This is a genomic window from Clostridium aciditolerans, from assembly GCF_016316925.1.
GTDB classification, from domain to species: domain Bacteria; phylum Bacillota; class Clostridia; order Clostridiales; family Clostridiaceae; genus Clostridium_AM; species Clostridium_AM aciditolerans.
Map to the genome: position 1 here is coordinate 16,222 of NZ_JAEEGB010000033.1, position 12,849 is coordinate 29,070.

14 protein-coding genes are annotated in these 12,849 nt (G+C 29.4%); 11 read left to right on the forward strand and 3 right to left on the reverse strand.

Annotation, left to right across the window (positions count from 1 at the left end; genetic code table 11):
• The first annotated feature begins 366 nt into the window (after positions 1–366).
• From I6U51_RS18755 to I6U51_RS25355, 11 genes are all read left to right on the forward strand, one after another.
• Positions 367–996, forward strand: a complete 630-nt coding sequence (locus I6U51_RS18755) for a DUF3793 family protein (RefSeq protein ID WP_211144096.1) — start codon at positions 367–369, stop codon at positions 994–996.
• A 268-nt stretch (positions 997–1,264) separates the two neighbouring features.
• Complete coding sequence (locus I6U51_RS18760) at positions 1,265–1,411, forward strand: hypothetical protein (protein WP_178908825.1); 147 nt, start codon at positions 1,265–1,267, stop codon at positions 1,409–1,411.
• A gap of 283 nt (positions 1,412–1,694) precedes the next feature.
• Positions 1,695–2,156: a hypothetical protein gene (locus I6U51_RS18765; protein ID WP_211144097.1), complete on the forward strand. Its 462-nt coding sequence runs from the start codon at positions 1,695–1,697 to the stop codon at positions 2,154–2,156.
• A 547-nt stretch (positions 2,157–2,703) separates the two neighbouring features.
• Positions 2,704–4,290, forward strand: a complete 1,587-nt coding sequence (locus tag I6U51_RS18770; RefSeq protein ID WP_211144098.1) for an ABC transporter substrate-binding protein — start codon at positions 2,704–2,706, stop codon at positions 4,288–4,290.
• The gene (locus tag I6U51_RS18775) at positions 4,287–5,252 is read left to right on the forward strand and encodes an ABC transporter permease (protein WP_211144099.1); all 966 of its coding nucleotides are present in this window, start codon (positions 4,287–4,289) and stop codon (positions 5,250–5,252) included. The genes I6U51_RS18770 and I6U51_RS18775 overlap by 4 nt, the downstream gene beginning before the upstream one ends.
• Complete coding sequence (locus I6U51_RS18780) at positions 5,252–6,052, forward strand: ABC transporter permease (RefSeq protein ID WP_211144100.1); 801 nt, start codon at positions 5,252–5,254, stop codon at positions 6,050–6,052. The genes I6U51_RS18775 and I6U51_RS18780 overlap by 1 nt, the downstream gene beginning before the upstream one ends.
• A gap of 54 nt (positions 6,053–6,106) precedes the next feature.
• Complete coding sequence (locus I6U51_RS18785; RefSeq protein ID WP_211144101.1) at positions 6,107–7,687, forward strand: ABC transporter substrate-binding protein; 1,581 nt, start codon at positions 6,107–6,109, stop codon at positions 7,685–7,687.
• A 16-nt stretch (positions 7,688–7,703) separates the two neighbouring features.
• Positions 7,704–8,507: an ABC transporter ATP-binding protein gene (locus I6U51_RS18790; protein WP_211144102.1), complete on the forward strand. Its 804-nt coding sequence runs from the start codon at positions 7,704–7,706 to the stop codon at positions 8,505–8,507.
• Complete coding sequence (locus I6U51_RS18795; RefSeq protein WP_211144103.1) at positions 8,501–9,316, forward strand: ABC transporter ATP-binding protein; 816 nt, start codon at positions 8,501–8,503, stop codon at positions 9,314–9,316. Before I6U51_RS18790 ends, I6U51_RS18795 begins: the two co-directional genes overlap by 7 nt.
• A gap of 378 nt (positions 9,317–9,694) precedes the next feature.
• Positions 9,695–10,012, forward strand: coding sequence for a hypothetical protein (locus tag I6U51_RS18800; RefSeq protein WP_211144104.1), 318 nt, complete (start codon positions 9,695–9,697; stop codon positions 10,010–10,012).
• Positions 10,013–10,112: 100 nt separating this feature from the next.
• Positions 10,113–10,853, forward strand: coding sequence for an NAD(P)H-dependent oxidoreductase (locus I6U51_RS25355; protein ID WP_211144105.1), 741 nt, complete (start codon positions 10,113–10,115; stop codon positions 10,851–10,853).
• Positions 10,854–11,213: 360 nt separating this feature from the next.
• Here I6U51_RS25355 and I6U51_RS18810 read toward each other — a convergent pair whose 3' ends face one another.
• The 3 genes from I6U51_RS18810 to I6U51_RS18820 all read right to left on the reverse strand — a co-directional run bounded on the left by I6U51_RS18810 (position 11,214) and on the right by I6U51_RS18820 (position 12,799).
• Positions 11,214–11,438 carry a hypothetical protein gene (locus I6U51_RS18810; protein WP_211144106.1) on the reverse strand — a complete coding sequence of 75 codons (225 nt, stop codon included), beginning with the start codon at positions 11,436–11,438 and terminating at the stop codon, positions 11,214–11,216.
• A 113-nt stretch (positions 11,439–11,551) separates the two neighbouring features.
• The gene (locus tag I6U51_RS18815; RefSeq protein ID WP_211144107.1) at positions 11,552–12,064 is read right to left on the reverse strand and encodes a MarR family winged helix-turn-helix transcriptional regulator; all 513 of its coding nucleotides are present in this window, start codon (positions 12,062–12,064) and stop codon (positions 11,552–11,554) included.
• A gap of 465 nt (positions 12,065–12,529) precedes the next feature.
• On the reverse strand, positions 12,530–12,799 hold the full coding sequence (locus I6U51_RS18820; protein WP_211144108.1) for a DUF1294 domain-containing protein: 270 nt from the start codon (positions 12,797–12,799) through the stop codon (positions 12,530–12,532).
• Positions 12,800–12,849 lie beyond the last annotated feature (50 nt).

The window sequence follows — 12,849 nt, forward strand, 5'->3', positions numbered from 1 at the left end:
TTTTGACAAATTTATTGCTTTTACTTTATTTTATAATGAAATTCTACAAAACACAATCAAAAATTCTAAAATGTACACAGAGTCTTTAATGGTTAATCCTGTATTGTTTGGGAAAATCATTTTATATATCAGTTAAAAGTTTTGGTTAAAAGTGCATAGTGTTTATTGACAGAAATCAGAGAAGATATTAAAATTAATATGATAATGAGAATCGTTATCAATTATATAAAAGCATTGTTAAATATTTCTAAGGATAAATTATATAAAATATATTATGAATTTACAAATGATAATTAGAAAGAAATAAATTAGTAATAGCGTAGTAGTAGCAAGATATTTTAAAGTAACTTAAAGGAGAATAGGATTATGGTGAAAGAGAAATTAAATGATTATATAAATATTGTAAAAAACTTCAATGAAAAGGATTATTTATTTTCAACAATAGCCCATAGTATTGGACCGACGTTAGTAGGTGAAAAACCTTCTTCTTTGTTAATATTTAATAAATACAATCGAAATCAAAAGAAAGTATGGGGAGAAGTTAAACATGAATTAAAAGGTAAATTAAAAATAAAATTTTTTGAATTAAACACTAGTGAGGAAAGCTCAGTTGTACTATTTTACGATGAAAATATGTTATTAGAGATATTAAAGAAGAAAAGAAATATATATTTTCTAAAGAAATTTGGATATAGAGAAAATATGAGTTTACAGGAATATTTAACTCTTTTAAGCCAGCGGTTCAAAAAAATTTGTCCTCATGAAATAGGAATTTTTTTAGGATACCCTGTAGAAGATGTAGCTATATTTTCAAGCTGTCCTAATAGAGAATGTTTACTTGTAGGTTATTGGAAAGTTTATCATAATGACAATGTTGAAAAAGCTAAAAACATTTTCAAAAGGTATGATAGCATAAAGTCAGATATTATAAAGCTTATTGCTCAAGGCGTAAAACCTATAGAAATTATAAGTTCGTATAAAATATTAGCAGGATAGTTTAAAGAAATAACATAGATATTTATGGAGACCTAAGAAGTGATTGTGCACCATTAAACTCCTTGATAAAAGAAATAATTAAAGTTTTAAGAGATGCTACAAGAGGTAAAAGAATTTATAATATGTATAAATTTTAAGTTATATAAAATTAATTTAATAATTTATTTTTGTTTCCAAAAATAGCAGAATAACAGCTAATTAGGATATTAAATACTAGGATAAAAGCTTTCTAGAAGGATATTATATTTTTAGAAAGGAGTGTTGTAAAATGATAAGAAGGCGCAGCAATCCATCTAAAGATATGATAATTGGAAATATAAATGACGATATACGTATTATAGATAAAGAAGATATAATGGCTATGTTTAACAACCAAAAAGATGGGACAAGAGCTAAATTTAGAATATTTAGGTAAAACATTGAGCTGTTTGGTTACAATGTGTAAATAAATCATAATTTAACCAAATAGCTCTATTTACCGTTTTAATTTAATGAAAAATAAGGTTTACATCATAATCATAATAAATTATAAGGTTTATAAGTAAATTAATTTAATAAAAATTTTAAATAATAGGTTAATAAACTGTGAAATTTATGGAAAAATTAATAGAAATAAGTTAGTATAGTATTATAGAAATAAGTTAAATTTATAAATATTCTGCATATTTACATAATATAATATAAAGGGGATATGTGTTATGAAAATAGAATTTACTAAAAAGCAGTATAAGCTCTTAATGGATTTAGTTTATGCTGGAAATATCTTAATCAATGGTTTTAGGGATCAAGAGGAGATAAATAAGGAGTATGAAGGACTTGAGTACTATATATATTCTCTTGCGAAAGAATATGGATGGCAAGATTATGTAGAATATGATGAAGAATTTAAGGAATACTTTCCAACTAAAAAGTTTGATGAGCATATGAGAGAAAAAATTTATGAATATGATGACTATGTATTTTGGTCCAAGCTCCCAATTGAACTGGCTAGAAGAGATGCTGCTAAAAAGCTTAAAGAAGATATAAATGAGGAAAATTTTAATGATTTTTTAAAGTTAGTTTGTAAATTAGAAGAAAAATATGAAAGAGAATTAGAGGAAAATGGATTAAACAATGTAGAAATACGCTCTGGAGATAAAAAATTAACAATAGCAAAATAGATTAAATGAAAAGCTTTTCAAACTATAGAATTGGAAAGCTTTTTTGCTGAGTTTAGAAAATTCATATATAAAACTAAGTTAGTATTTAATAAATTAGATTTACAAACATTGTTTCGAAATGAAACTCATTTCAAAGATTTTATCGTTTTGAAACAAAGAATATTTTCAAAATGATAAAATATAAACTATATGTCATGTAAATTAGAGAATTTCTTATTGGCATCAAAATTGCTTATATAATAAGTGTAGTTTGAAATAAATTTTTAACCCTAAAAGCCTAAAACCCTAAAACAAAAGTACTTAAGAGCAGCCCTCCTGCACTTAAGTACTTTTGTTTTAAATGAACAATTTTGAATCACGTGCATTTGGTTTCAAAATGATAAAATTAAACCTTTATTATCATTTTGAAACTAAAATTGTATCATTTAGATAAAATTACTTGATGAAATATTAGTTCCACTAGGTTTGTCATGTTGGCATAAAAATTGCTAAATAATTAAGTATATAATTAACAAAATTAAATGGCAAAATCTAAGGAGGTACTACAATGAAAAAGGTCACCAGCATTTTACTAAGTCTTTTGTTTGTAATTTCAGCAATATTTACTGGATGCGGCAAACAACAAGATGTAGCAACTAACGCTGATGCAAATAAGGGAAAAACTTTAGTTTATGGAGCAGAGCTTGAAGATGAAAAACTAAATCCTATATTAATACAATCTCATGCTTTTGCTAGTGATTTAATCTTTAGAGGGCTTATGAAGTTTGATGAAAATAATGTTCCAAAGCCAGAAATAGCGGAATCTTATACTATATCAGAAGATAAGCTCACATATGATTTTAAAATAAAAAAAGGTGTAAAATTCCATGATGGTACAGAAGTTAAAGCAGAAGATGTAGTATTTACTATAAAAAGCGTATTAGATGACAAGATAAACTCAGAAGTTAAGCCAGAGTTTGAGGAAGTGAAAGATGTACAGGCTGTTAACGATTACGAAGTTAAGATTACTTTGAAAAAAACTTTTCCACCGCTGCTAGATAAGCTTACTATTGGAATAGTTCCAAAGCATGCACTTGAAGGAAAAGATATAAATACGGCGGAGTTTAATCAAAAACCTATAGGAGCAGGTCCATTTAAAGTTGAAAAATGGGATAAGGGTAATAGTTTAACATTAATAAAATCTAAGGATTATTACGGAAAAACAGGTAATATAGATAAATTTATATTTAAATTTATACCAGATTTTAATGTTAGAGCTATGCAATTAAAAACAGGAGAAATTGATGCAACTTTAATTGAACCAAATCAGGTTGCTAACTTAGAAAAAGAAAGCAAAATTGTTCTAAATAAAATACCTACAGCTGATTATAGAGGTATAATGTTTAACTTTAAAACAAAAGAATTATTTAAAGATGTGAATGTTAGAAAAGCTTTGAATTATGCTACAGATAAGAAGGGAATTGTAAATGGAATACTACTTGGATATGGTGAAGTAGCTTATTCTCCAATTCAGCTTAATAAGTTTAACAATCCGGATGTAGAAAAATATGAATATAATATTGACAAAGCTAATGCACTATTAGAACAATCAGGATGGAAAAAAGGTGCAGATGGAATAAGAGAAAAAGATGGTAAAAAGCTTCAATTTTCACTATTTGCAAGAAATAATGATGAAGTTAGAGTTAAAATTGCAGAATATGTGGCAGCTCAAGGTAAAAAAGTTGGCTTTGATATAAAAGTAGATGCGAGAGACCCTAAAGCAATGAAAATCAAAGATACAGAAGCTTTTGTAGTTGGATGGGGAAGTCCTTTTGATGCAGATGACAATACCTACAAGATATTTCACTCCAGTCAAGCAGAACATGGAAGTGGATATAACTTTGGGCACTATGCAAATCCTAAAGTGGATGAACTTTTAGAAAAAGCAAGAACTACGACGGATGAGAATGAAAGAAAAAGGTATTATGCAGAATTTCAAAAAGAGTTAGCAGGTGACCCATCATTTAGTATGGATGTATATTTAACAGCAATTTATGGGGTAAACAAAAAAATTTCAGGATATAGTACTAAAAGAGTCTTAGGTCATCATGGAGAAGGTTTCCTATGGAATGCTGAGGAGTGGAATATGCAATGATTTCAAGATTTATAGTAAAAAGAATATTTCAAGGGCTGTTTGTAATATTTTTTCTCAGCATACTAAGTTTTGCTATTATTAATGCTGCCCCTGGCGATCCGGCTACAGCTTTATATGGTCCATTAGCTGATAGACTTACTACAGAAGAGCGAGCAAGAATAAATAAAAATTATGGAGTTGATAGGCCTGTAGCTGAAAGATATATAAAATGGACAACCAATATGTTAAAAGGAGACCTTGGAGTATCTTATTTGGAGGGAAGAAAGGTTGCAGACATACTAAAAGAGAGAATACCAAATACTCTAATGTTGTTTTTAAATTCAATAACTTTAATACTTATTCTTTCACTTACATTAGGTTTAAAAGCAGGTTTTAATGAAGGTTCCTTTTGGGATAAATTTATAAGTGGATTAAGTGTTATATTTTATTCTATTCCTTCTTTTTGGTTAGCTCTTTTATTTATAATAGTTTTTTCAGTTCAACTTGGGCTGCTGCCTTCATCGGGAAACAAAAGCATAAGTGGAGATGGAAGTATGATTGACGTTATAAAGCATCTTATAATGCCTGTTTCTGTAATGGTTATCTCCCATGTTGGCGCTTATGCAAGATTTATTCAGGAAAAAGTTAAAGATGAGAGTAATAGCCATTATGTAACAGCATGTAGAGCAAATGGGATGGAAGAAAAAAAGATCATGAAGGGAATTATAAAAAATGCATTAGTACCTTTTATAAATTACTTAGGCATAACTATACCTGGATTTTTTGGAGGCTCTGTTATGATTGAAACAGTTTTTTCCTGGCCAGGTTTAGGTATGATAAGTGTTAAAGCGGCAAACTCTAAAGACTATCCTTTGCTTATGGGAACTATTTTTATAACAGGAGTTTTGGTAGTTATAAGCATAATTATAACAGATATATTAGAGCTTTCTATAAATCCTTCATTAAGAAAGCAGGTGACATAATGGAAAAGAAAACACATGTTATATGGATAACTATACTTTCAGTTATAATTCTAGCAACGATTTTCGCGCCAATCATAGTTCAAAGCAACCCTTATGATGTAGAGTTATCAAAGGTGCTTCAAAGGCCAAATAGTTTTAACATAATGGGGACTGATTCAATGGGAAGGGATATATTTGCGAGAATTCTATATGGAGGCAGAGTTTCTCTTAGCGTTGGAATTTTTTCAGTAATGATATCGACTGCTATAGGAATAATATATGGTGGAATAAGCGGATATTTTGGAGGAAGGGTAGATAACTATATGATGAGGCTTTTAGATACATTTCTCGCTATACCTACACTTATAATAATGCTTGCACTTCAAGCTATTATTAGAGGGGGGCTTACAAGTATTATATTAGTAATTGGTTGTACATCATGGCTTTCTACAGCCAGAATAGTAAGATCACAGTTTTCAGAACTAAGAGATAAGAACTTTGTTAAGGCAGCCATTGTAATGGGAACACCGACGTGGAAAATATTAATCAATCATTTACTTAAAAATAGTATGCCAGCTATTGTGGTAATATCCACATTAAACTGTGCTCAGTCTATATTTATGGAGGTATCTATGAGCTTCCTTGGAATAGGAGTACCGCAGGGTACACCATCTTGGGGAAATATGCTTAATAATGCACAAAACGATATTTTATCAGGAGCTTGGTGGGTAGCTGTATTTCCAGGTTCTACTATAGTAATTTCTATGCTTTGCATTAACTTTATTGGTGAATATCTAAAAAAGAAGGTTACCTATGCATAGCTTAAAAATAAAAAACAAATTTAATTTTAAACAGTTACAATAAGGAGGATACATATGAATAAGAAAAAAGTAACAAGTATTGTATTAAGTTGTATGCTAGTAGTTTCAGCGGTGTTTACAGGATGTGGTAAGTCAGAAGCTACATCTACAAAACAAGCTTCAAAGAATGGTAAGACCTTAGTATATGGTGCAGAGTTTGAAGATGAAAAGTTAAACCCAATATTGTTATCATCTCATGCACTTACAAATGATTTGATTTTTAGAGGTTTAATGAGATTTGATGAGAATAACGTAGCAAAGCCTGAAATAGCAGAGTCTTATACTATATCTGATGATAAACTAACATATGACTTTAAAATGAAAAAAGGAATCAAGTTTCATGATGGTACAGAAGTTAAAGCAGAAGACGTGGTTTTCACTTTAAAAAGTGTGTTAGATGAAAAAGTGAATTCAGAAATAAGACCAGAATTTAATGAGATAAAAGATGTACAAGCTGTAAATGATTACGAAGTTAAGATAACTGTGAAAAAACCATTTCCACCTCTACTAGACAAGCTTACTTTAGGAATAGTTCCAAAGCATGCATTAGAGGGAAAAGACATAAATAATGCTGAGTTTAACCAAAAACCAATAGGAGCAGGTCCTTTTAAGTTTGAAAAATTGGAGAAAGATAATAATCTTACATTAACTAAATTTAAAGATTACTATGGAAAAACAGGAAATATAGAAAAGCTGGTAATTAAGTTTATAGCTGACTACAATGTTAGAGCAATGCAACTTCAAACTGGAGAAATAGATTTGGCATATCTTGAGCCAAGTCAAGTAAGCAAAATTGAAAAGTTAGATAATATAAAGGTATATAAAGCTGATACAGCAGATTATAGATGCTTGATGTACAATATGAGAAAAGATATATGGAAAGATGCGAATGTAAGAAAAGCCTTTAACTATGCCTTAGATAGAAAAGGAATGGTAGATGGAATATTGTTAGGCTATGGTTCAGAAGCATATTCACCTCTACAAATAAATAAATTTAACAATGCTGATGTGGAAAAATACACTTATAGCTTAGATAAAGCTAATTCTCTTTTAGATGCTGCTGGCTGGAAAAAAGGAGAGGACGGCATAAGAGTTAAGGATGGCAAGAAGTTAGCCTTTACTGTAACTGCTCCAAAAACAGATGAGGTTAGAGTTAAAATAGCAGAATATTTTGCTTCTCAGTTTAAGAAGATAGGTGCAGATGTAAAAGTAGATGCGCTTGACTGGAGTGTAATAAAAATAGATCAATGTGATGCTTTTGTACTTGGATGGGGAAGTCCATTTGATGCAGACGATCATACCTTTAAACTATTCCACTCAAGTGAAATTAAAGGTGGGGATAACTATGGAGCGTATTCAAATGCAAAAGTAGATGAAGCACTACAAAAAGCAAGAACTACATCCGATGAGAATGAAAGAAAAAAATACTATGCAGAATTCCAAAAAGAATTATCAGAAGATCCTGCATTTAATTTTGCAGTTTATCTAAAGGCTTTATATGGGGTAAATAAAAGAGTTTCTGGTATAAAGGAAAAGGTACTTGGACATCATGGTGCTGGGTTCTTGTGGAATGTAGAAGAATGGAATATAAACTAAAAATGGAGGTGTTCTATTGGAAACCATTTTAGAAATAAAGAATTTAAAAACAGAGTTTAAAATTGAAAATGAAGTTAAGGAAGTAGTTAAAGGAATAAGCTTTGAAGCTAAGAAGGGGAAGATAACATGCATAGTTGGGCAGAGTGGAAGTGGCAAAAGTATGACAGCTATGTCTATTATAAATATGCTTCCTAAGAATGCATCTATTTCTCAAGGCAGCATACTTTTTCAGGGCCAAGACCTAGTTAAAATGTCTGATAAAGAAATGAGAGATATAAGAGGAAAGAAGATATTTTCTGTATTTCAAAATCCTATAAATTGTTTTAATCCATCTTTAACTTTGGGATCACAAATCTACGATTTGATATCCAGCAATATGATAGTAAATCGAAAAGAGTTTGAAGTCAAATTCTGTGATATAATGGAAAGCTTGAATTTGCAAAATCCACAAATAATCTTAAAGCAATATCCTTTTCAATTAAGTGGTGGCATGCTTCAAAGAATGATGATAGCTGCAGCAATATTTATGGAGTCTGAAATAATAATTGCCGATGAGCCTACTACAGCTTTAGATGTTACTACGCAAAAGGAGATACTAAAACAATTTAAAGCTATACAAAAGAAATTCAATACATCTATACTAATAATAACCCATGATTTTGGAGTGGTTGCGGAGATGGCTGATGATGTAATTGTTATGAAGGATGGTTGTGTAGTAGAAAAGGGAAATGTATTTGAAATTTTTAATAGCCCAAAGCATAACTATACAATTTCATTAATTAAAGCAACCTTTGATAGAGAGGTATTGGAAGTATGCTAATAGAAGTAGATAATCTGTCTAAAATTTATAAAACAAAGTTATCTTTAATTAAATCTCAAGGCGAAAGTGTAAGAGCTGTAGATAACATTTCCTTTAATATAGATAGTGGAGATGTAGTAGGACTGGTAGGAGAGAGTGGCTGTGGTAAAAGTACTCTTTCTCGCTTAATAATGAGATTAGAAAAGCCTACAAATGGATATATAAAGTATAACGATAAAGATATTTGGGCGTTAAAAAGAGAAGAAATAAAAGGATTTAGAAAAAGCTGTCAGGTAATATTTCAAGATACTATGACTTCACTTAATCCCAACATTAAAGTATTAGACTCTTTGATGGAACCTCTAAACAATCATTATAAAATACTGCGAAAAGAAAAAATAAAGAAAATTGAGGATATAATTTGTTTTGCTAATCTTAAGGAGGAGATATTAAACAAATATCCATTAGATATAAGTGGTGGAGAAAGACAGAGAATAAACATATGTAGAGCACTAATTTTAGAGCCTAAATTTCTAATATGCGATGAAATTATATCGAGCTTGGATGTTTGTACTCAAGCGTCAATTTTGAACATGATTAAAAAATTAAATAGTTTTAATGACATGGGCGTATTATTTATATCTCATGATATAAGTGCAGTAAAATATTTATGTTCTAAAATAATGGTAATGTATAAGGGCAGTATAGTAGAGACTATAGACAATGAAGATGCTGGATATAAGATAAAGCATCCTTACACTAGCCAATTAATATCTTCAGTACCTATTAATAATCCAAATAAAAGAATTAATGAAAAAATAGTAATTTAAGTTCAGTGATCACATCACTGAACTTTTATATTTTGAAATATTAATCATAAAGGTATATAAGTATAGAATTTGGATAATATTATGTTTATATTATGAAAACACTTGTCTATTGAAATTTAAATAAGATAATAATTAAATAAAAATATATTTGAATATTTGAAATTTTCAATAAAAAAGTAGTGAATTTTTTCAAGTTTTATAATATACTTACAGTAACAGAATGTTATTGAGTATTATATTTATAATAGGAGGTTAAAGTCCTAAATGGACTTTTGCAGGTAACTTGTGAGCGGAATCGAAAATCTTAAGTTACCCAGTACCCGAAGGGAAAGAAGCAAAATTATCCAGTGTTCTGACTAAAAGGAGGAATGTAATAATATGATGTTAATATTTGTATTGAGTACACTTGCGTTGTTAGCTATTTCCATAATTTTAAGTGAAAAACAACCAGTTCTGCGACGTGATACTAAAGCCTCTAAAACCCCTAATACCCCTCCTAATGTTAATAGTAACTATGCTAAGACATATAAAAAACAACTGGACAGATATTTTGTGGATGATTCATTTTTGATGGGTAAATATATGAATTATTTTAATAATAAACTAACTGAGAAAAGTCTTTGCAAGAAAGATCAAAGCAAATATTCATATAAGAAACAGAATAATAGATCAATTATCAATTGGCCTAAAAATTAATTTTGAAAATTTAAATTAATTTGGATAAGTAAAAACAATAAGTGTAAAAATAAACATAGAGGTGTTTTAAATTGAAATATTATAATTCGGAGGCATCTTTATGAATCATTTAATTATTTATGCTCACCCTAGTTCAGCTAGTTTTTCCAATGCCATTTTAGAAAAGGCTAAAGAATGTTCTATGAAAAAGGGATGTAAAACAGAAGTAAGAGACCTTTATTCTATAGGGTTTGATCCAATTTTAAGGGCAGCTGATTTTGAAGGGCTATGCGGAGGTAATACTCCAGAAGATATCAAAAGAGAACAAAATTATATAGAATGGGCTGATTTAATTACTTTTATATATCCGATATGGTGGACTGGTATGCCGGCTATTCTTAAAGGATATATCGATAGAGTATTTTCCTACGGATTGGCTTCTAAGCAGGAAAGCAGTGATCAAAAGCAGCAAAGCAGAGGTTCGAAACAACAGGATACGTCAAAAGAAAGTTCAAATAATTCAAGGCAGAATTCTAGTGAAAAACCAGATAGCAATAGCAAGGAATCTGAAAATTCTAACCAAAGAAAAGATAATTCAACAAATGAGCAAAAAGGTTCATCAGCTTTATTAAAAGACAAAAAGGTAATCATTGTAACCCCTATGGGAACTTCATGTGAAACTTACGATAACTACGGAATGACTAATTCAATGCAACAGACTTGTGATATAGGAATATTTAGTTTCTGCGGCATGAAAGTAGTTCAACATAAGTTTTTAGGCAGTGTTCCAAATGTTGAGAACAAAGTAAGAGAACAATACTTGCAAGAATTATGTGATATGTTTGATAAAATTTTAAACTAGTCTATAGGGTTTAAAATCAAGGTGCTGAGTACAAATCAGCACTTTTTGTTGTTAACAAAATGTTTCCAAAAAAGAAATAGTTATTACATAATTAAATCATATAATAAAGATGTACACCAAATAACAAACCCAAACATACAAATAATATTCATAAAGTCCCCTTTAGTAGCACTGTAATTTTGCAGTGCTACTAAAATTGACAAAATATTTCTGAAAATTAAATAATTATATATTACGATAAGATTTAATACTCTAAATAAATGAGTCTATAATAGCCTCCTAATTAAGATACTGGTTAAATTCCAGTATCTTTTTTTGCTTCAAATTGTATTGCAGTATTTAGTATAAGTTCTGGCATAATTATTTAAACATGTTGTCCAAATAACTCTTATCAACAAATACACAATTGTCAGGGTCAATAATTTCGCATACACTGTTTTTATATTGATAATCAACATTTGATATTTTTAATATAGAGTTATTTAATTTAACTAGAATAGAACGGTCATCTTCAACATAGATATATTTTATATTTTCAAATTCCACAGGTCTACTGTGTATCTCTAATAGTTGCTCATTGTTCATATTCACGGTACCTCCTATGCAATAAATAAATACATATTGAGTATATGAATATATATAAAAAATTATGATAAATTATTATAATTAAAAACAAAACAGAGGAGCATTTAAGATTATTATTCAGTTTCTTTGATAAGTAGTTTTTCAGAAGATATATCCAAAAACCTTTCAAAGTCTGTTAAATCCCATGTTCCAACCATACCTGTAATTTTATGCAATGTTCTTAAGAATGATTCTATTTCGTTATCCTCGAACTGTCCGAAAAGGCCCATGAATTCATAAGCAGTTTTTGTAGCAACGCTATTTTCGAGCACTGATTTTCCTTCTGCTGTAATATAAATTTTAATAACCCTGCTATTATTTAAATACTTATCCTTTCTAATATATCCTTTCTTTTCTAAACGGCTTATTAATGCTGAAGTAGTTGATTTATTCCAAAGGGCTATATTGCCCAGTTGATCTAAAGTAAGTCCATCTAAAAATTTCAAAATCCACAAAGCGTGTTGTTGAGCATGAGTAAGACCGGATTCTTTGGCTACATTTTCCCAATTCTTTTCTAAGTTCATATATGTAGTTCTTATTAGATTTAAGAATATGTTAAAATAATAATCCTGCATTGTTCTATCCATCTTTATTCTCCTAAATTATTATTAATTTATTTATACATATTAAAATTATACAATATATTAAGAGTTTATACATTCGTTTTATAAAAATATTATAAATAATATAATAATTATATTGTAATTCAGTTTTAATAGAAATAATAAAAGTAAGCATCTATGATTTTTCTCTTATTATAAACAGAATTTTTGGCTTCAGGTGGAGTTTGTCTGCGACCACTGGGCAATTCTGCCCGTTAAATGCCATTTAAGCATTTAACCTCCATCTGAAGCTTAGAAGTCGTTATCCAGGGACATAGCCGCTCTTTACTCCCACTTGCAGAAAAGCAGAGAGCCCAAATCTTTGATTTGGTGCGAATCGCTTTCACAGAGTACGATGGGTGTATTAGAGCGGGTAGTCATCGGATAAAAGAACATGAGGGTTCATGACTTTTTATAAGTTATTCGATGTAGGATACTATATTTATTAAGTTAAAATAGATGAAATATAAATTTACTTAATAAATATAGTTGAATGATAAGTATTAGAGGTATGCCTATCGTAAACTTTTTATGCTTAGTTTTATGTCTGAATAGATGCATTCCCAAAAATATTCCTAGGCTGCCTAAAATAAGCGATATTAAAAAGATTCTTGATTCTGGTACGCGCCATTGATGCTTTATTGATTTGCTTTTGTCGTAATACATAACTATTACTCCGTATAAATTAATAAATAAAATATAATAAAACAATATTTTCATAAGTTAACCTCCATAAATTTAGTTAAATGTAAAATTACCCCTTAGAGTAG